General features: G+C 60.5%; 17 protein-coding genes, 1 tRNA gene and 1 pseudogene. 15 read left to right on the forward strand and 4 right to left on the reverse strand.

Annotation, left to right across the window (positions count from 1 at the left end):
* Both RIFP1SYM_RS12175 and RIFP1SYM_RS12180 read right to left on the reverse strand, forming a co-directional pair.
* A partial coding sequence (locus RIFP1SYM_RS12175; RefSeq protein ID WP_039960417.1) for an AAA family ATPase occupies positions 1–562 on the reverse strand: 562 nt, incomplete at its 3' end.
* Positions 562–1,446, reverse strand: coding sequence for an NAD(+) kinase (locus RIFP1SYM_RS12180; protein WP_005965145.1), 885 nt, complete (start codon positions 1,444–1,446; stop codon positions 562–564). The genes RIFP1SYM_RS12180 and RIFP1SYM_RS12175, both read right to left, overlap by 1 nt.
* Positions 1,447–1,697: 251 nt before the next feature.
* On the opposite strand from RIFP1SYM_RS12180, the gene hrcA reads away from it, so the two are divergent.
* From hrcA to galU, 10 genes and pseudogenes are all read left to right on the forward strand, one after another.
* Positions 1,698–2,759, forward strand: a complete 1,062-nt coding sequence (gene hrcA, locus RIFP1SYM_RS12185; protein WP_039960419.1) for a heat-inducible transcriptional repressor HrcA — start codon at positions 1,698–1,700, stop codon at positions 2,757–2,759.
* A 107-nt stretch (positions 2,760–2,866) separates the two neighbouring features.
* Entirely contained in the window at positions 2,867–3,421 is a 555-nt protein-coding gene (gene grpE, locus RIFP1SYM_RS12190) for a nucleotide exchange factor GrpE (protein WP_006473934.1), read from the forward strand.
* A gap of 76 nt (positions 3,422–3,497) precedes the next feature.
* Positions 3,498–5,456, forward strand: a complete 1,959-nt coding sequence (dnaK, locus tag RIFP1SYM_RS12195) for a molecular chaperone DnaK (RefSeq protein ID WP_005965151.1) — start codon at positions 3,498–3,500, stop codon at positions 5,454–5,456.
* A gap of 243 nt (positions 5,457–5,699) precedes the next feature.
* Positions 5,700–6,849, forward strand: a pseudogene (dnaJ, locus tag RIFP1SYM_RS12200) (molecular chaperone DnaJ).
* Between the two features lie 145 nt (positions 6,850–6,994).
* The gene (dapB, locus tag RIFP1SYM_RS12205; protein ID WP_039960424.1) at positions 6,995–7,798 is read left to right on the forward strand and encodes a 4-hydroxy-tetrahydrodipicolinate reductase; all 804 of its coding nucleotides are present in this window, start codon (positions 6,995–6,997) and stop codon (positions 7,796–7,798) included.
* Between the two features lie 119 nt (positions 7,799–7,917).
* Complete coding sequence (locus RIFP1SYM_RS12210; RefSeq protein WP_005965158.1) at positions 7,918–8,847, forward strand: flagellar hook-length control protein FliK; 930 nt, start codon at positions 7,918–7,920, stop codon at positions 8,845–8,847.
* 90 nt (positions 8,848–8,937) lie between these two features.
* Positions 8,938–9,225, forward strand: coding sequence for a LapA family protein (locus tag RIFP1SYM_RS12215; protein WP_005965160.1), 288 nt, complete (start codon positions 8,938–8,940; stop codon positions 9,223–9,225).
* Positions 9,226–9,402: 177 nt separating this feature from the next.
* Complete coding sequence (gene lapB / locus RIFP1SYM_RS12220; RefSeq protein WP_005965163.1) at positions 9,403–10,566, forward strand: lipopolysaccharide assembly protein LapB; 1,164 nt, start codon at positions 9,403–9,405, stop codon at positions 10,564–10,566.
* A gap of 37 nt (positions 10,567–10,603) precedes the next feature.
* Positions 10,604–11,326 (forward strand): orotidine-5'-phosphate decarboxylase, encoded by a 723-nt coding sequence (pyrF, locus tag RIFP1SYM_RS12225; protein ID WP_039960426.1) that lies wholly within the window; start codon positions 10,604–10,606, stop codon positions 11,324–11,326.
* 101 nt (positions 11,327–11,427) lie between these two features.
* A complete protein-coding gene (gene galU, locus RIFP1SYM_RS12230) occupies positions 11,428–12,312 on the forward strand; it encodes a UTP--glucose-1-phosphate uridylyltransferase GalU (protein WP_039960428.1) in 885 nt (294 codons plus the stop codon).
* A 118-nt stretch (positions 12,313–12,430) separates the two neighbouring features.
* Here the strand turns inward: galU and RIFP1SYM_RS12235 are convergent.
* Positions 12,431–12,505, reverse strand: a tRNA-Glu gene (locus tag RIFP1SYM_RS12235).
* Positions 12,506–12,573: 68 nt separating this feature from the next.
* Between RIFP1SYM_RS12235 and pcnB the strand changes: the two genes are divergently transcribed.
* The 5 genes from pcnB (at position 12,574) to panD (ending at position 16,622) form a co-directional block, all read left to right on the forward strand.
* Positions 12,574–13,890 (forward strand): polynucleotide adenylyltransferase PcnB, encoded by a 1,317-nt coding sequence (pcnB, locus tag RIFP1SYM_RS12240; RefSeq protein WP_305790645.1) that lies wholly within the window; start codon positions 12,574–12,576, stop codon positions 13,888–13,890.
* Positions 13,883–14,380, forward strand: a complete 498-nt coding sequence (folK, locus tag RIFP1SYM_RS12245; RefSeq protein WP_005965171.1) for a 2-amino-4-hydroxy-6-hydroxymethyldihydropteridine diphosphokinase — start codon at positions 13,883–13,885, stop codon at positions 14,378–14,380. The genes pcnB and folK overlap by 8 nt, the downstream gene beginning before the upstream one ends.
* A 136-nt stretch (positions 14,381–14,516) precedes the next feature.
* Positions 14,517–15,314, forward strand: coding sequence for a 3-methyl-2-oxobutanoate hydroxymethyltransferase (gene panB / locus RIFP1SYM_RS12250; RefSeq protein WP_005965173.1), 798 nt, complete (start codon positions 14,517–14,519; stop codon positions 15,312–15,314).
* An 8-nt stretch (positions 15,315–15,322) separates the two neighbouring features.
* Complete coding sequence (gene panC / locus RIFP1SYM_RS12255) at positions 15,323–16,186, forward strand: pantoate--beta-alanine ligase (protein WP_240991580.1); 864 nt, start codon at positions 15,323–15,325, stop codon at positions 16,184–16,186.
* Positions 16,187–16,241: 55 nt separating this feature from the next.
* Positions 16,242–16,622, forward strand: coding sequence for an aspartate 1-decarboxylase (panD, locus tag RIFP1SYM_RS12260; RefSeq protein ID WP_005965177.1), 381 nt, complete (start codon positions 16,242–16,244; stop codon positions 16,620–16,622).
* Between the two features lie 93 nt (positions 16,623–16,715).
* On the opposite strand, the gene glgA is transcribed toward panD, so the two are convergent.
* The gene (gene glgA / locus RIFP1SYM_RS12265; RefSeq protein WP_005965179.1) at positions 16,716–18,203 is read right to left on the reverse strand and encodes a glycogen synthase GlgA; all 1,488 of its coding nucleotides are present in this window, start codon (positions 18,201–18,203) and stop codon (positions 16,716–16,718) included.
* Between the last annotated feature and the right edge of the window lie 69 nt (positions 18,204–18,272).

An 18,272-nucleotide genomic window follows, 5' to 3' on the forward strand; every position in this document is an offset into this window, starting at 1 on the left:
CGAGACGCGAGCTGCGTTCGCTCTCTTCGCTCTTGCGTTTGGCCAGTTCGTCACGCAGCTTGCGATAGCTGTTGAAGTGGGCGGCCACCTGCAATGACTCTTCCTGGTGCTGGCCGTAGCCGTCGAGCAGTGTGCGCTGGTGGTTGTTCTGCAGTAGCAGCTGATGGGCGTGCTGGCCGTGGATCTCCACCAGCAGGCCGCCGAGGCTACGCAGCTGGCTGAGCGGGGAGGGGTGGCCGTTGATGTAGGCGCGGGAGCGTCCCTCGGCGGAGACCACCCGGCGCACCAGGCAGTCGTCGCCATCCTCCAGGCTCTGCTCTTGCAGCCAACTGTGCACCTGAGGTAGTTGGGAGATGTCAAACAGGGCGCTCACCTCGGCCCGTTCGCAGCCGGCGCGCACCATGCCGGCGTCGCTGCGTTCGCCCAGTGCCATACCGAGGGCGTCGATGAGGATCGATTTGCCGGCGCCGGTCTCGCCGGTCATGGCGGTGAGGCCGGGTTGTAGTTGCAACTCCAGGCTGGAGACGATGGCCAAGTCTTTGATGTGTATCTGAATAAGCATCAGTCGTGTGTCGGGTGTTCGCTCCAGCCGAGTTTGGCTCGCAGCAGGCTGAAGTGGTCGTGGCCACGTGGGTGGATCAGGCGCACGTGGTGTTTGTCCTTGCGGATCTGTACTGCCTCGCCCTCGATGACCGGCAGGTGGGTCTGGCCGTCGCAGGTGACCTGCACATGCTCCGCATGGCCGGGGGCAAGGTGGATCTCGATGCGGCTGTTGCCATCCACCACGATCGGCCGGTTGCTCAGGGTGTGGGGGCAGATCGGTACCAGCAGCAGGGCGTCGAGGGTCGGGTAGAGCAGCGGGCCGCCGCCGGAGAGGGCGTAGGCGGTGGAGCCGGTGGGGGTGGAGACGATCAGGCCGTCGGAGCGCTGATCGTTGACCAGCTTGCCGTCGATATAGGTCTCGAACTCAATCATCCGTGGTGTGTTCCACTTGTGCAGCACCACATCGTTGAAGGCGCGGAAATGGTCGTTGCCGGGCTCGTCGCCGATGCTTGCAGAGAGCAGAAAACGTTGCTCCTCTTCGTACTCGCCGGCAAGGATCTCTTCCAGCCGCGGGAGCATCTCGTTGGGGGTGACATCGGCGAGAAAGCCAAGCCGGCCGCGGTTGATGCCGAGCAGTGGGATGTCCTGGTCGGCCAGTTCGCGGGCGGCGTGCAGCAGGGTGCCGTCGCCGCCGACCACGATTACCAGATCGCTGTTGCAGGGCAGGTCGATCTCCGGCACGCTGGAGACCGGTGCGTCGTCGAGCAGACGGCAGGTGCCGTTCTCCAGCAGCACGTCGATCTTGCGAGCAACAAGAAACTCGTAAAGCCGACGAATCGTCCTTTTAACGGTGGGATCGCCGTGTTTGCCGATCAGGCCGATGCGCTGGAAAGGTGCACTCATGGGGTCGCAATCTGCTAAGCGATGGTGGCAGGAACGGCTTTCTTAGCCACCGAAACTGTCGGGAAACTTAACACGCTGTCTGTTGCAAATAAAGCGCCCGAATTTTGGTTCTGAAACTTCCAGCGGGAGTGGTCGCTCGGGCGTTTATGGTTGCTCATTCCTTGACTCGCAAAAAGTAGCTTGTTAGCTTCTTCCGGCTTTGGCACTCGTTGTGCCTGAGTGCTAACAGGTCGGTTGGACGGAGGAGTGCTTTGGCGGCTAAGCGGGCGATTGCAGAGAACGGCGTGAGTGAGCGGGCGCAGCACTTTCTCAAGGTGCTGATCGAACACTACATCCGTGAGGGTCAGCCGGTGGGCTCGCGTACCCTGGCGAAAGAGGTGGGGATGGACCTGAGCCCCGCCACCATCCGAAATGTGATGGCCGACCTGGAGGATTTGGGGCTGATCACCTCGCCCCACACCTCGGCGGGACGGGTGCCGACCACCACTGGCTTTCGCATGTTTCTCGACTCTCTGCTTACCGTAAAGCGCCTGAAGACGCGCGAGGTGGAGAACCTGCGCGAGCAGCTGCAGCTGACGCAGGCGACAGATATGAGCGGGCTGCTGGCCTCCGCCTCGCAGATGCTCTCCGGGGTCACCCATATGGCAGGCGTGGTGACAGTGCCGCGCCGCAAACACACGGAGTTTCGCCAGATCGAATTTCTGCCCCTGTCGGAACGACGGGTGCTGGCGATCCTGGTGACTGCGGATGGTGAGGTCAACAATCGTATCCTTAACACCCACCGGGATTTCACCCGGGCCGAGCTGGACCAGGCCGCCAATTTTTTGAACCACTCCTTCTCCGGGCAGGAGATGGCCGCGGTGCGCAGCAGCGTGCTGCAGCAGTTGAACAGTGCCCGCGAGCATCTGGATCACTCCATGGCGCAGGCGCTGGAGATGGCGGGTGAGGTGGTCGATACCAGCGAGGCGAAGGAGGACTGCCTGATCGCAGGTCAGACTAATCTGATGGAGTTCGAGGATCTGGCCAGCCTGCAGCAACTGCGCGGTCTGTTCGACGCCTTCACCGAGAAGCGCGAGATTCTGCATCTGCTCGACCAGTTTCTGCACGCCGACGGGGTGCAGATCTTTATCGGCGAAGAGTCGGGCTACCAGCTGCTCAATGGTTGCTCAGTGGTGACCGCCCCCTACCGGGTGGACGACCAGGTGGTTGGCATGTTGGGTGTGATTGGCCCAACGCGGATGAACTATGAGCGTGTCATTCCCATTGTCGATGTCACCGCAAAGATTCTCGGTGCCGCCTTGAAAAATAAATAAGCGACCCCATCTGGCCGTAATCGCACTATTTAAAACTGAAAATTTGAGGCTTGGAAACAGTGGAAGAGAAGCAGCAGTCAGAGCAGTCCGCCGAGCAGGCTGAAGAGATGGCGGCCCCGGAGAACGAGGCCGAAGTGGTTGATGCAGAGTCGGTTGAGGTGGTTGCCGAAAAGGATCTGGTGCGCCTGCTGGAGGATGCTCGCAGCAAGGCAGATGAGCACTGGGATGCGCTGGTGCGCGCCCGTGCCGAGATCGAGAACTTGCGCAAACGCCACGAACGGGATCTGGAGAACGCCCACAAATTCGCGCTGGATCGTTTCACCCAGGATCTACTGCAAGTCTGGGACAGCCTCGAACTGGGCCACCAAGCCGCCCAGGATGAGAACGTCGATGTGGCCAGGCTGCGTGAGGGTACTGAACTGACCCTGAAACTGCTGAACGATGTGATGAGCAAAAACCAGGTCGAGCAGATCGACCCCGAGGGCGAGGCCTTTAATCCGGAGTTTCACCAGGCGATGTCGATGCAGGAGCGCGACGATATGGAGCCGAACACCGTGGTGGCGGTGGTGCAGAAGGGTTACAGCCTGAATGGCCGGCTGCTTCGCCCGGCGATGGTAATAGTGTCGCGGGCGCCAAGTGCGCCGGTCGATGAGCAGGCTTGAAGTTTTATAGATTGACCCCAGTTTAGGGGCAGTCAAAAGATTACGAATTATTAGCTATTTTTGGAGAGTTTGAATCATGGGTAAGATCATCGGCATCGACCTCGGTACCACCAACTCCTGCGTGGCTGTGATGGAAGGCGACACCACCAAGGTCATCGAAAATAGCGAGGGCGACCGCACCACCCCCTCCATCATCGCCTATGCCAACGACGGTGAGATCCTGGTCGGCCAGAGCGCCAAGCGCCAGGCCGTCACCAATCCCCACCACACCCTGTTTGCGATCAAGCGCCTGATCGGCCGCATGTTTCAGGACAAGGTGGTGCAGCGCGACGTGGACATGGTGCCCTACAAAATCGTCAAGGCCGACAACGGCGACGCTTGGGTCGAGGTTAACGGCAAGAAGATGGCACCGCCGGAGATCTCCGCCAAGATTCTGCAGAAGATGAAGAAGACCGCCGAAGACTACCTCGGTGAAGAGGTGACCGAGGCGGTCATCACCGTGCCGGCTTACTTCAACGACTCCCAGCGTCAGGCGACCAAGGACGCCGGTCGCATCGCCGGCCTCGATGTCAAGCGCATCATCAACGAGCCCACCGCCGCGGCCCTGGCCTACGGCATGGACAAGAAGCGTGGCGACCAGACTCTGGCGGTCTACGACCTGGGTGGCGGTACCTTCGACATCTCGATCATCGAGATCGCTGAGATCGACGGCGAGCACCAGTTTGAGGTGCTCTCCACCAACGGTGATACCTTCCTCGGTGGTGAAGACTTCGACATGCGCATCATCGACTTCCTGGTCGAAGAGTTCAAAAAGGAGCAGGGTTTCGATCTGCGCAACGACCCGCTGGCCCTGCAGCGCCTGAAAGAGGCTGCAGAGAAGGCCAAGGTCGAGCTCTCTGGCAGCCAGCAGACCGACATCAATCTGCCCTACATCACCGCTGACCAGACCGGCCCCAAACACCTCAATATCAAACTGACTCGCGCCAAGCTGGAGGCGCTGGTGGACGATCTGGTGACTCGCACCATCGAGCCCTGCAAGGTGGCGCTGAAGGATGCCGGTATCTCCACCTCCGATATCGACGAGGTGATTCTGGTCGGTGGTCAGAGTCGTATGCCCAAGGTGCAGGAGCAGGTGCAGGCCTTCTTCGGCAAAGAGCCCCGCCGCGACGTCAACCCCGACGAGGCGGTTGCCATCGGTGCTGCCATCCAGGGCGGTGTGCTGGGCGGCGACGTCAAGGACGTGCTGCTGCTCGACGTCACCCCGCTGTCACTGGGTATCGAGACCCTGGGCGGCGTGATGACCAAGCTGATCGAGAAGAACACTACCATCCCGACCAGCGCCAGCCAGACCTTCTCCACCGCAGACGATAACCAGACTGCAGTCACCGTGCATGTGCTGCAGGGCGAGCGTGAGCAGGCGGCGGCCAACAAGTCCTTGGGTCGTTTCGATCTGACCGATATCCCGCCAGCACCGCGCGGCATGCCGCAGATCGAGGTCAGCTTCGACATCGATGCGAACGGCATCCTGAATGTGTCCGCCAAGGACAAGGCCACCGGCAAGGAGCAGTCGATCGTGATCAAGGCCTCTTCCGGTCTCAGCGATGATGAGGTCGAACGCATGGTGAAGGATGCCGAGGCCCACGCCGAGGAGGACAAACAGTTCCAGGAACTGGCAGGGAGCCGCAACCAGGCTGACAATATGATCCACGCGGTGAAGAAGGCGATGGATGACCTCGGCGACGAGAAGATGGAAGGCAACGAGAAGGAGACCATCGAGGCCGCCATCAAAGATCTGGAAGCGGTGATCAAGGGCGACGATAAGGCCGCCATCGAGGCCAAGACCAAGGCCCTGACCGACGCCTCCGGCAAGATGATGGAACGGCTCTACGCCCAGCAGAGTGGTGAGGCCGGCGCGGCGGCAGGTGCTGCTGCTGGTGCGGGCGCGGCTGACGCAGGTGCCGATGCCGGTAGCCAGGCCGGTGGCGATGATGTGGTCGATGCCGAGTTCGAAGAGGTTAAGGACGACAAGAAATAAGGCGGCAACGCCTTGAGTTTGGACCGTGCATCGGCCTTGGGGCCGGTGCACGGTTTTGATGTTTTAAGGACGCGGAGATCGCGGAGGAGCACAGAGTACGCAAAGAATTTCATTGTGATGTGAGTGTTTTCATATCGTGGGAAGGCACCCGACACAATGGAATGAATTAATTCTCTGCGATCTCTGCGCGCCTTTGCGCTCTCTGCGCCGAAAGAAATTTAGTCACAGCCAGGCTGACAGCACATGTCAAAACGCGACTACTATGAAGTACTGGGCGTCAATAAGAACGCCAGCGAGGCCGAGATCAAGAAGGCCTACCGACGGCTCGCCATGAAGTACCATCCCGACCGCAATACCGGTGACAAGGCGACGGACGCGGAGCAGAAGTTCAAGGAGGCCAAGGTGGCCTACGAGATCCTCTCCGATGCGCAGAAGCGCGCCGCCTACGACCAGTTTGGCCATGCGGGCGTTGATCCCTCTATGGGCGGTGGGCCCGGTTTTGGTGGTGGTAGCGCCAATTTCAGTGACATCTTCGGCGATGTCTTTGGCGACATCTTTGGCGGCGCCCGGGGCGGCGCGGGCGGTGGTCCGCGAGTGCAGCGCGGCGCCGACCTGCGCTACAACCTGAAGCTCACCCTGGAGGAGGCAGTTGCCGGTACCACGGTGAAGATTCGTGTGCCGACCTTCGTGCAGTGCGACAGTTGCGGCGGTTCCGGTGCTAAGAAGGGCAGCAAGCCCGAAGACCTGCGATACGTGCGGTGGCCACGGGCAGGTGCGCATGCAGCAAGGCTTCTTCTCAGTGCAGCAGACCTGTCCGCGTTGCCACGGCAAGGGCAGCATCATCAGCGACCCCTGTGGCAGCTGCCATGGCCAAGGGCGGGTGCAGCAGCACAAGACCCTCTCGGTGAAGGTGCCGGCCGGTGTCGATACCGGCGATCGCATTCGTCTCTCCGGCGAGGGTGAGGCGGGGGAAAACGGCGGTCCGTCCGGCGATCTTTATGTGCAGGTGACGGTGAAGCCGCACAATATCTTCAGTCGTGAGGACAACACCCTGTTCTGTGAGGTGCCGATCAGCTTTGTCACCGCCGCGCTGGGTGGTGAGCTGGAGGTGCCGACTCTGGACGGTAAGGTGTTGCTGAAGATCCCGGCGGGCACCCAGACGGGTAAGATGTTCCGCATGCGTGGCAAGGGCGTGAAGCCGGTGCGCGGCGGTCCGGTGGGCGATCTTCTCTGTCGGGTGCTGGTGGAGACGCCGGTTCATCTCACCGATGAGCAGAAGGAGTTGCTGCGTAAACTCGAGACCTCGATGAAGAAGGGCGGCAGCCGCCATAGCCCGCAGTCGAGCAGCTGGCTCGATGGGGTGAAGAAGTTCTTTGAAGGCATGAAGTTCTGAGGCTGCCGCTCCATCAAGGCAGACAAAAACGCACAGACTTGAGTGATCAACACCATCTTCGTGAGCGTGCTGCCGCTTATGGTGAATCGTGATTTTAACTGTAGGGTCTCGTGCTCGAGGCTGGCAGAGTGATAGAGGCGAATTGATGAAACGTATAGCTGTTGTGGGTGCCGCAGGTCGGATGGGCCGGGCGCTGGTGCAGGCGGTCAGCGAGGCGGAAGGGCTTGTGCTGGGTGCCGCCACGGAACACCCGGAGAGCGCTTTTATCGACATGGATGTGGGTGAGCTGGCGGGGATCGGCCGGCAGGATGTCCGTATCACAGCGTCACTGGATGAGGTACTTGGCGATTTTGATGTGTTGATCGACTTCACCTCACCCGCCGCCACGATGGCCCATCTGGAGCTTTGTCAGGCCAATCGCAAGGCGATGGTGATCGGCACCACCGGGCTGAGCGATACGGAAAAACAGCGGCTGCAGAAGGCGGCAGAGGAGATCGGCATCGTCTTCGCCCCCAACATGAGCGTTGGCGTGAACCTCTGTCTCAACTTGCTGAAGGTCGCCGCCCGGGTGATGGGAGAGGATGCCGATATCGAGATCATCGAGGCTCACCACCGTCACAAGGTGGACGCCCCCTCCGGCACTGCGCTGCGTATGGGCGAAGTGGTGGCTGAGGCGCTTGGGCGCGATCTCAAGGAGTGTGCGGTCTACGGCCGGGAAGGCCACACTGGTGCACGGGATGCCAAGACCATCGGCTTCGAGACCATCCGCGCCGGCGATGTGGTGGGTGAGCACTCGGTCTGGTTCGCCACTGAGGGTGAACGGGTCGAGATCGTACACAAGGCCTCCAGCCGCATGACCTTCGCCAAAGGGGCGGTCAGGGCGGCGGGCTGGATTGCAGTGCGGCAAGTCGGTCTGTTCGATATGCAGGATGTGCTCGAGCTGAAATAGCCCTCTGCGCTGTGCAGAGTCGTTCTGGCGCGATCACTTCTCCCGCTTAGCCTCGACAGGTTTGGTCCACTTCCTGCATTGCAGGAGGTGAACCCAGCACCCTAACTCGAGGCAAGATCATGAACCCACTCGCTACGCTGCCTACCGCATCCTCTGGCCCGGCCTCAGCCACTGCCGAGATTCACAGCGAAACTGCCACCCTGGAGGGGCCCGGGATGGAAGGGGCTAGCGAACTGGTGGTTGATGCTGAACAGGCATCCGATTTCATGAAGTTTCTTGAGTTCGCCGGGATGCAGCTTGCTGCTGCCCTCCCGGATGGCGCCGGTTTGCCGCATCTGCCTGCCACTGGCGGCAAGGCCTTGCCGCCAGTGGCAGGGGGACTGCCCAGAATGGAGCAGCTGTTGATGCCGGGAGCGACCGATATGGCGGCGCAGCAGCAGGTGCAGTTTGATCGCCTGCTGGATGGTGCAGGGCGATTGCAGATGACGTCTGCCCTGGCTGGTCAGGATGAGTCGGCCGCTGCTGTTGGCGAATCGCGGCTGGTCGATTCGCTGCTGAGTGGGGGGCTGGCGGGCGTCCAGTCAAATGCGTCTGCGACGCGTTCACTACCAGCGATGGGTCTGCGACTCGATATGCCAGTCGGACAGCCAGAGTGGAATCAGTCGCTGGGGGATCGTCTGCAATGGATGATCGGGCGTAACATCCAGCAGGCGGAGGTGCGCCTCAGTCCCCCCCACCTGGGGCCACTGGAGATTCGCGTGTCGCTGCACAACGATCAGGCCAGCGTTAGCTTTGTTGCGCAACATGCCGCCACCCGGGATGCGATCGAGGCGGCGCTACCACGGCTGCGGGAGATGCTGGGTGAGGCCAATATTAATCTGGCGGATGTGGACGTGGGGCAGCGCGATCCACGCACCTTCGATCATCAGCAGGAGAAGGGAGGGGGTGCCGAGGCGGATCAGGGGGGCGATGATCGGCAGGCGGCAAACGCCATGCCGCTGCAGCAGGTTCAACCTGTATCGCGGGGATTGGTGGATGAACATGTCTAAATGATCCAGATTAGCGCAACGCCTATTTCCAACCGGCAGACAATTACGAGAGAATAGCCCACTCAGTCCGGGAAACATTGGGGGCCCCAGGTGCGCATTATTAAACTGTTGCTGTTCCTTCTGCTGATGATCTTGGCGGCAGCGTTTGCTGCACTGAACGCCGACCCGGTGTTGCTTAACTTCTATTTTGGCGCCCGTGAGTTCCCGCTCTCGCTGGTGATGGTCGGCGCCTTGGGTATCGGTATGCTGCTGGGTATCCTCTCCGGGATGGGCGTGATCTTGGGCGTCAAGCGTGAGAACGCTCAGCTCAGGCGGCGTGAACGTGAGGCTATTGCGGAGGTGAAAAACCTCCGCTCGCTACCTTTGCAGGATCGCTAAGGAGCCTCTGAATGAATCTGGGCGAGCAGAATTGTGAGGCCAAGTTTTCTGATGCAAGGCGGAAATCGCAGCTAATAGCTGGTCTATTGCCTAGATTTCCAGCGCAGCAGCGGGGAATTTTGACCGCAAGGCTGCCGTTCATGATTCATTCAGAGGCTCCTTAAAGGAAAATCCCTCATGCTGGAGTTGTTGTTGTTACTCCTTCCGGTCGCTGCTGCGTCAGGCTGGTGGGCGGCGCGCCGAAGCGTATCGAAGCAGGAGCGCACAGCGGCTCGCGAATGGTCGCCGCAGTATCTCAAAGGCCTCAACTTTCTGCTCAACGAACAGCCGGATAAGGCGATCGACCTGCTGGTGAAGATGGTCGAGGTGGATAGCGAGACGGTGGAGACCCACCTCGCCCTGGGTAATCTGTTTCGCCGTCGCGGTGAGGTTGAGCGGGCGATACGCATTCATCAGAATCTGATTGCTCGTCCCAGCCTGCATGGGCAGCAGCGCGCCCAGGCGTTGCTGGAGCTGGGTCAGGACTATATGCGGGCCGGGCTCTTCGATCGCGCGGAGAACCTCTTCAGCGAGCTGGCCGAGAGTCGTTTCTACAAGCGCCAGGCGCTATCCAATCTGTTGGAGATCTTTCAGCAGGAGAAGGATTGGCAGCGTTGCCTGGAGACTGCCGAGCGACTCAAGGTGGCGGGCGAACGGGGGCTCTCCAGCCGCATTTCCCACTTTCATTGTGAGCTGGCGTTGCAGGCATTGGCCGAAAGCGACCCGGGGGTTGCGCTGGCGCAGCTGAAAAAGGCCGCCGCCCGAGACAGAAGCAACGTGCGGGTGACGCTGATCCGGGCTGATATTGCGATGCACGCCGGTGACTGTAAGGCAGTGATCAAGAGCTGCAAGCGAGTCGAGGGGCAGGAGCCGGCCTATCTGCCGGAGGTGCTGCCGATGTTGCAGAAGTGCTACCAGCGCTTGCCGCAGGGTGAGTCGCTGCTCGACTATCTGCAGGGGCTCTACAGCCGCCATGCCGGCAGCGAGCTGATGCTGATGCTAACCGATCTGATCCAGAACAGAGAGGGGGAGCAGGCGGCCGAGGCGTTTGTCCTTAAGCATCTGGCGGCCCATCCCGACCTCAAGGGGCTGGATAAGCTAGTCACCCTGAATCTGCGGCAGGCGGGGGCGGTGGGTGAAACCCTGGCAACCCTGAAGCAGGCAGTAGAGCAGATGCTGGAGAGGCAGGCAGCCTACCAGTGTGAGCAGTGTGGATTCAGCGCTAAGAAGCTCCACTGGCAGTGTCCGAGTTGCATGAGCTGGGGTAGCATCAAGCCAGCCCAAAACGGCGGGGTCGCTTGAGCGGCCCTGAAGCATGTGGTTTGCGGGAGGAGCAGTGATGAGTGAGACAGGTTCGCGGGTGATTGTCGCCCTGGATTTTCCTGAGGAGCAGAAGGCGTTGCAGCTGGTGGACCAGCTGGAGCCCTCTCTGTGCCATCTTAAGGTCGGCAAGGAGATGTTCACCCGTCTGGGCCCCGGCTTTGTCGAGAGCCTTTCGGTGCGCGGGTTTGCGGTCTTTCTCGACCTCAAGTTCCACGATATTCCGAATACCGTAGCTGCGGCCTGTGATGCGGCAGCAGATCTGGGTGTCTGGATGATCAATCTGCATGCGTCGGGCGGACGTCGCATGATGGAGACGGCCAGGGAGCGTCTGGAACGCCATGCCCAGCGGCCGAAGTTGGTGGCGGTGACTATCCTGACCAGTCTTTCGAGGGAGGATATCGCCGAGGTCGGTTTCCACGGCACCCCGGCGGAAAATGTGTTCCGTCTGGCCCACCTGACAAAAAGCGCTGGGCTGGATGGCGTGGTCTGCTCGCCGCGAGAGGCCGGAGCAATCCGCGCTGCAGTGGGCGGCGACTTCCTGCTGGTGACGCCAGGAGTAAGACCAAAGGATGCGGCTGCCGATGATCAGCGACGGGTGATGACGCCGGGGGAGGCGATCGCTGCCGGTTCCAGCTATCTGGTGGTCGGACGACCGATTACCGCCGCGGCGGATCCGCTGGCGGTGCTGCGTCAGATCAATGCGGATGTAACCGAATCGACATTATCGGCTGACAAATAGTTGGATTGATTGACACCCCTGTGGGGCGATCATACTCTCAGGCGGGTTTCGGATCGTCATCCGAACTATCTAAGAAAAGCACCAAACACCAAGGACTGAGGATGAGTAAAAAGATACGTAAAGCCGTCTTTCCTGCAGCCGGGATGGGAACCCGTTTCATACCCGCCACCAAAGCCAACCCCAAAGAGATGTTGCCTATCGTGGACAAACCGCTGATCCAGTATGCAGCGGAAGAGGCAGAAGAGGCCGGCGTGGACAACCTGGTCTTCATCATTGGGCGTCAGAAACGCGCGATCCCCGATCACTTTGATAAAAACTACGAGCTGGAGAGCGAGCTGGAAGCTGCTGGCAAACACAAACTGTTGAAGATCGTGCAGAATGTGTTGCCTTCGAATGTCTCATGTATCTATCTGCGACAGGCTGAGGCCCTCGGCCTGGGCCATGCTGTGCTCTGCGCCAAGCCGGTGGTGGGCGACGAACCCTTTGCGGTGACCCTGGCGGATGACCTGATCAAAGGTGATGGTGGTAAGGGGGCATTGGCGCAGATGGCGGAGGTCTACGAAAAGTACCAGTGCAGTGTGATCCTGGTGGAAGAGGTTCCGCCGGAGGAGACCAACAAGTACGGTATCGTCGAGATCGCGGAAGATGACGGCGAGACTGCGATCATTACCTCGATCGTGGAGAAGCCGAATCCGGAAGATGCACCCTCCAATCTGGCAGTGGTCGGGCGCTATATCCTGACCCCCCGTATCTTCGAATTGCTGGAGAAGACCAAGCGTGGCGCCGGCGGTGAGATCCAGCTGACCGATGCGATTGCGGAACTGCTGAAGTATGAGAAGGTGCGCGCCTATCGCGTCAAGGGCAAGCGCTATGACTGCGGCAGCAAAGAGGGGTACATGGAGGCGACCGTTGAATATGGCCTGGCACACTCTGAGATCGGCGCTGATTTTGCGGAGTATCTGAAGAAGATCGCCGCGGATCTTTGATTCGGAGCGGATGAGCGCCTGCAAGGGTCTGTGTTTGTCACAGGCCCTTTTTTATTGCGTATGTGTCGCCTACTTTTTTTGCGTGTATGGTCCGCTTAGAGAGGATGGGGGGGGAAGATGGTACTCCCTAGGGGAATCGAACCCCTGTTACCGGCGTGAGAGGCCAGCGTCCTAACCGCTAGACGAAGGGAGCAACGTCGCGAGAAAGCCGGTATTATACTGACCTTGCTGCCAGGCACAATGGCCTGAGCACATTTTTTTATTCAATCACCAAGGACAGAGAAAATCGTTACACCAGTTGTTATTGCCCGGCCTGAGCACAACCTCTCTCGCTCCAACATCAGTGAAAACGCACTCAAGGTGCTCTATCGGCTGAAAAATGCCGGCTATCGGGCCTGCTTGGTGGGCGGAGGGGTGCGCGACCTGCTGTTGGGGCGCGAGCCAAAAGATTTCGATGTGGCCACCGATGCCCGCCCGGAGCAGGTGCGGCAAGTGTTTCGCAACTGCCGCCTGATCGGCCGCCGCTTCCGCCTCGCGCATGTCCATTTCGGCCGGGAGATCATCGAGGTCGCCACCTTCCGTAGTATGGGGGATGGTGAACAGCAGGATCAGCGCCAGGTGGAAAATGGCATGATCCTGCGCGATAACGTCTACGGCACCATCGACGAGGATGCGCAGCGCCGCGACTTCACCATCAACGCCCTCTACTACGATATCGAGGACTTCTCCGTGCTCGACTACGCAAACGGTATGCAGGACCTGCGCGAGGGCCGATTGCGGCTGCTCGGCGATCCTGAACAGCGTTATCGTGAGGATCCGGTGCGCATGTTGCGGGCGGTGCGTTTTGCCGGCAAGCTTGGATTCCTCATCGAGGAGCAGACAGAGGCCCCCATCGAACCTCTCAGCGGCCTGTTGCAGGAGGTGCCGTCAGCGCGCCTCTACGAAGAGGTGCTGAAGTTGTTTCTCGGTGGCTCGGCCCTCGAAACCTTCGAAAAGCTGCGCCATTACGGTCTCTTTAGTCGACTCTTTCCCGCCACCGAAGAGGCACTCTCCCACGAGGAGCATGACTTCCCCATCACCTTCGTCAATCGTGGGCTGAGCAATACCGACCAGCGTATCCGTGAGGAGAAGCCGGTCACTCCGGCGTTTCTGTTTGCAGTGCTGCTGTGGGAACCGGTGCGGCGACTCGCCGGGCAGTATATGGAGGAGGGGCTGGCGGCGGTGCCGGCGCTGCAGGATGCGGGGCGTGAGGTATTGTCGGCACAAAATCAGTCGGTTTCGATCCCCAAGCGCTTCGGCTACCCGATGCGTGACATTTGGCAATTACAGCCGCGTTTCGAGAACCGCGCCGGTAAACGCCCCCAGCGTCTGATTACCCACCCCAAATTCCGTGCCGCCTACGACTTTCTGCTGCTGCGTGCCGAGGCGGGGGAGACAGACTCGGAGCTAGCCGCCTGGTGGACCGATTTCCAGAAAGAAAACGCGAGTCCACAACCCGAACCAACCGAGCAGAAACGCCGCCGCCGGCGTCGGCGGCGGCGCAAACCGGACGGCGAGGACAAGCCGGTCGATGGCTGAGCCGGCCCCGCGCTCAGTCTACATCGCTCTCGGCAGCAACCTAGCCGACCCTGAGGCCCAGATCAGGTGCGCATTTGATGAGCTCGATAGACTGCCGGACAGTTCGCTGACAAGCCACTCATCCCTCTATCGCAGCCGTCCGTTGGGGCCGCCGGACCAACCCGACTACATCAACGCTGTCGCCCTGTTGCGGACAACGTTGTCACCGCAAGTGCTGCTGGATCAGACTCAGGCCATCGAAGCGGCGCACCAGCGCAGGCGGGGTGGCGAGCGCTGGGGACCACGCACCCTCGATCTTGATCTGTTGCTCTATGCTGACCGGGTGGTGCAGACGGATCGATTACAGATCCCCCATCCTGAGATGACACAGCGTGCTTTTGTACTGCTGCCGCTGGCTGAGATTGCCCCAGCTGGGCTGGTAATCCCCGGAGCGGGATCATTGCAGGCGTTGCTTCAACGTATTTCCAGTGATGGTCTGTGGAAGCTCTGAGCGGGTTTCGGCAGGTGTAAACTGAATCCTGCGCGCGGCCGCTGTGGGCGGTGAATCGGGCTGAATCACTTGCTATTATTGACTCTCTCAATAGAATTGCTGCCAAGCAATTGTTGTTTTCAGGGGAAGCACGCCAGTGTCGTCGAACAAGATTACAGTGACGCGCCTGCGCGAGATGAAGCGCGATGGGCGCAAGATCAGCTGCCTGACCTGCTACGACGCCAGCTTCGCCCGGCTGATGGAGCAGGCCGGGATCGAGCTGTTGCTGGTGGGGGATTCCCTGGGCATGGTGGTGCAGGGCCAGTCGACCACCCTGCCGGTCAGTCTTGACGAGATGGTCTACCATGCCCGCAACGTCGCCCGGGCTTGCCATAATCCGCTGCTGATCGTCGACCTGCCCTTCATGAGTTACGCCTCGTCGGAGCAGGCGCTGCGCAGTGCGGCGCGGCTGATGCAAGAGGGCGGCGCACAGATGGTCAAGCTGGAGGGCGGCGGGCCGGTGCTGGAGAGCGTGCGGCGCATGACGGAACAGGGTATTCCGGTTTGTGCTCACCTGGGATTGCTGCCCCAGTCGGTGCACAAGCTCGGTGGCTACCGAGTGCAGGGGCGTGATGATGCGGCCGCGGCGCGGATCTTGAAGGAGGCCTACGAGCTGCAGGAGGCAGGGGCCGATCTGCTGGTGCTGGAGTGTGTGCCAGCCAGCTTGGGGGCCGAGGTCAGCGCCACGGTCGAGATACCGGTGATCGGCATTGGTGCCGGCAGCAGCTGTGATGGTCAGGTACTGGTGGTCTATGACATGCTGGGCATGAATCCCAATCCGGCCAGTTTTGTGCGCGACTTCCTTGGCGGCGCTGGCAGTATCGAAGGCGCCTTTCAGGCCTATGTGGCGGCGGTACGCGATGGCAGTTTCCCCACGCTTGAGCAGGCCTTCTGAGGTTGGCGATGCAGCAGACAGCGAGTATCGAGGCGCTGCGCCAACGGGTGCGTGAGTGGCGAGCGGGCGGTGAGCGGGTCGCTTTTGTGCCTACCATGGGTAATCTGCATGCGGGCCATATGGCGTTAGTGGAGGCGGCCCAAAAGCGCGCTGAACGTTGTGTTGTCAGTATTTTCGTCAACCCGCTGCAGTTTGCTGCGGGTGAGGATCTGGAGAGCTACCCTCGCACCCTGGCGGCTGACTGGGAGAAGCTCGCGGCGGCTGGGGTCGATCTGTTGTTTTTGCCCAGCGTGGAGACCATCTATCCGGCAGGCCAGGCGGCGCAGACCCGCGTCGAGGTGCCATTGATCTCCGATATGCTGTGTGGCGCTAGTCGTCCCGGCCACTTCGCTGGTGTCGCAACGGTGGTCTGCAAGCTGTTCAATATGGTGCAGCCCGATCTGGCGCTGTTTGGTGAGAAAGACTTCCAGCAACTGATGGTGATCCGCCGCATGGTGGCGGATCTGGCGATGCCGCTGCAGATCGTTGGCGTGCCCACCAGTCGGGAGCCAGACGGGCTGGCGCGTAGTTCGCGCAATGGTTATCTGACTGAGGATGAGCGCAAACGTGCACCGGCACTCTATGCGGCCCTGCAGATGGTGGCTGAGGGTTTGAAGTCGGCCCAGCCAAACCCGGCGGAACTGCTGTCGAAGGCGAAAAAAAGCCTTGAATCGTCAGGTTTTCGCCCCGACTATGTTGAGATCCTTTCGGCCGATGACCTGCAGCCTGCGGCTCGCGGGACCTCTGAGTTGGTGGTACTGGCTGCCGCCTATCTGGGCAGGGCGCGGCTGATCGATAATCTGCGGGTCTCTTTGCCGCCATCCGGGGATTGATGGGCGGATCAAGATCGATAATAATTACCGGTTCAGTGAAACGGAGCCTCGATAGATGTTGTTGACTGTTCTCAAATGCAAACTGCACCGTGCCTGTGTCACCCATTCAGAGGTCGACTACGAGGGGTCCTGTGCGGTGGACAGCGATCTGCTCGATCTGGCAGGCATCCGCGAGTACGAACAGATCCAGATCTACAATGTGACCAATGGGCAGCGCTTTACCACCTACGCGATTCGTGCCGAGGCCGGCTCCCGCATCATCTCGGTGAATGGTGCGGCGGCGCACAAGGCGGATCCGGGCGATCGGGTCATCATCTGCGCCTATGCCGGGCTGAACGAGCAGGAGCTGGAGCAGTTCAAGCCGACCCTGGTCTATCTGAACGAGCAGAACCGGATCACGCGGACCGGCGATGCGATCCCAATTCAGGCGGCCTGATCCAGCTTCAGAGACGGTTTGAAATCAGACCCCGTAGCCTTGTTTAGCCTCGGGGTTTTTGTTGCCCGGGGGCAGAGGGGGCTGCAGACAATTTTAGCGCACCAATGTCTGACGATAGAGATCGACATAGTGGGCGGCGCTGTTCTCCCAGCTGAGATCCTGTTTCATGCCGCTGGTGGCGAGGATGCACCACTCCACCTCGCCGCGTTGGTAAAACTCGATGGCCCGCTCCACTGCCTGCCACAGGCTGGAACCGTTCGCCTGGTCGAAGACGAAGCCGTTGGCTGTGCCGTTGGCCAGGGTGGCGGGGCTGACGTCGACCACCGTGTCGGCCAGTCCGCCAGTGCGGCGTACGATCGGCACAGTGCCGTAGCGTAGGCTGTAGATCTGATTCAGGCCGCAGGGCTCGAAGCGGGAGGGCATTAGAAAACAGTCGCAGCCTGCCTCGATGCGATGCGCTAGCCCTTCGTCGTAACCGATCCTGACCCCTACCCGGCTGTGGTATTTATTGCTGATCTTCTTCAGCGCCTGTTCCAGATCCGGGTTGCCGCTGCCGAGAAACACCACCTGCGCGCCTGAGTCGATGATGCCAGGCAGTATCTGCAGGATCAGGTCGACACCTTTCTGTTCCACCAGTCGGCCGATATAGCCAAACAGCTGGATATGTTCGTCTTCGGGCAGGCCTAACTCCCGCTGCAGTGCCAGTTTGTTGAGACGCTTGTGGGTGAAATGGTCGGCGCTGAAGGGCTCTGCAATGGCTGGGTCATTTTCCGGATCCCAAGCGTGGTAGTCGATGCCGTTGAGAATGCCGCTGAAGTGGTGGCGGCGGTGCTGCAGCAGCCCCTCCAGCCCGTAACCGTACTCCGGGGTCTGGATCTCCTGGGAATAGGTGGGGCTGACGGTGGTGACTCGGTCGGCGTAGGCAATGCCACCCTTGATGAATGAGAGCTGCCAGTAAAACTCTAATCCTTCGGGGGACCAGAAGCTCTTCGGTAGTCCAAGCCGCTGGAATGTCTCTTGGTCGAACAGACCCTGGTAGGCTAGATTGTGGATGGTGAAGACGCTGGCAGGGCGATTGGTTTCGACCGAGAGCAGCGCCGGTACTAGACCTGCCTGCCAGTCGTGGGCATGCACCAGATCTGGTCGCCAGTTGCCGCCGGCCCGGTCGACGGCGATCTCAACCGCGGCGCGGCAGAACAGCGCAAAGCGGTCGGCATTGTCGGCCCAGGTATCGCCTGTCGGTGCGAGGTAGGGGTTGCCTTCGCGGTTGAAGAAGTGCGGTGCATCCACCAGATAGACCGGGATCTGATGCTCGCCGCAGTGCCCGTAGAGCAGATTGACCGGTTCGTTGTAGCCAAACAGTCGCAGTTGGCTGATGGTCTCGATCTGTTGCGTGTGGCGCAGCGCCTCCGGGAAGGCGGGTAGCACCAGACGGCAGTCATGTCCCAGGCTGCGCAGGGCAGCCGGCAGGCTGCCGGCGACATCGGCTAGACCGCCGGTTTTGATCAGTGGCACCGCCTCACTGACAACAAATAGGATGTTGAGGGGGGGGGCGGTGTTCTGTTTGGTTACTTCAGCCATCGGTCTCGATATATCGCCACGGGCGTGGATTCTGCTTCAGTTTCCCTGTTGCTGGAATTCTAAATCAAA

Source organism: endosymbiont of Riftia pachyptila (vent Ph05), assembly GCF_000224455.1.
Taxonomy (GTDB): domain Bacteria; phylum Pseudomonadota; class Gammaproteobacteria; order Chromatiales; family Chromatiaceae; genus Endoriftia; species Endoriftia persephonae.

Excerpts from the sequence above, each read along its gene's own strand:
- RIFP1SYM_RS12210 (WP_005965158.1), top strand. The coding sequence starts at position 7,918 with ATGAACCCACTCGCTACGCTGCCTACCGCATCCTCTGGCCCGGCCTCA.
- dapB (WP_039960424.1), top strand. The coding sequence starts at position 6,995 with ATGAAACGTATAGCTGTTGTGGGTGCCGCAGGTCGGATGGGCCGGGCG.
- grpE (WP_006473934.1), top strand. The coding sequence starts at position 2,867 with ATGGCGGCCCCGGAGAACGAGGCCGAAGTGGTTGATGCAGAGTCGGTT.
- folK (WP_005965171.1), top strand. The coding sequence starts at position 13,883 with ATGGCTGAGCCGGCCCCGCGCTCAGTCTACATCGCTCTCGGCAGCAAC.
- panC (WP_240991580.1), top strand. The coding sequence starts at position 15,323 with ATGCAGCAGACAGCGAGTATCGAGGCGCTGCGCCAACGGGTGCGTGAG.
- galU (WP_039960428.1), top strand. The coding sequence starts at position 11,428 with ATGAGTAAAAAGATACGTAAAGCCGTCTTTCCTGCAGCCGGGATGGGA.
- pyrF (WP_039960426.1), top strand. The coding sequence starts at position 10,604 with ATGAGTGAGACAGGTTCGCGGGTGATTGTCGCCCTGGATTTTCCTGAG.
- dnaK (WP_005965151.1), top strand. The coding sequence starts at position 3,498 with ATGGGTAAGATCATCGGCATCGACCTCGGTACCACCAACTCCTGCGTG.
- lapB (WP_005965163.1), top strand. The coding sequence starts at position 9,403 with ATGCTGGAGTTGTTGTTGTTACTCCTTCCGGTCGCTGCTGCGTCAGGC.
- glgA (WP_005965179.1), bottom strand. The coding sequence starts at position 18,203 with ATGGCTGAAGTAACCAAACAGAACACCGCCCCCCCCCTCAACATCCTA.
- RIFP1SYM_RS12180 (WP_005965145.1), bottom strand. The coding sequence starts at position 1,446 with ATGAGTGCACCTTTCCAGCGCATCGGCCTGATCGGCAAACACGGCGAT.
- panD (WP_005965177.1), top strand. The coding sequence starts at position 16,242 with ATGTTGTTGACTGTTCTCAAATGCAAACTGCACCGTGCCTGTGTCACC.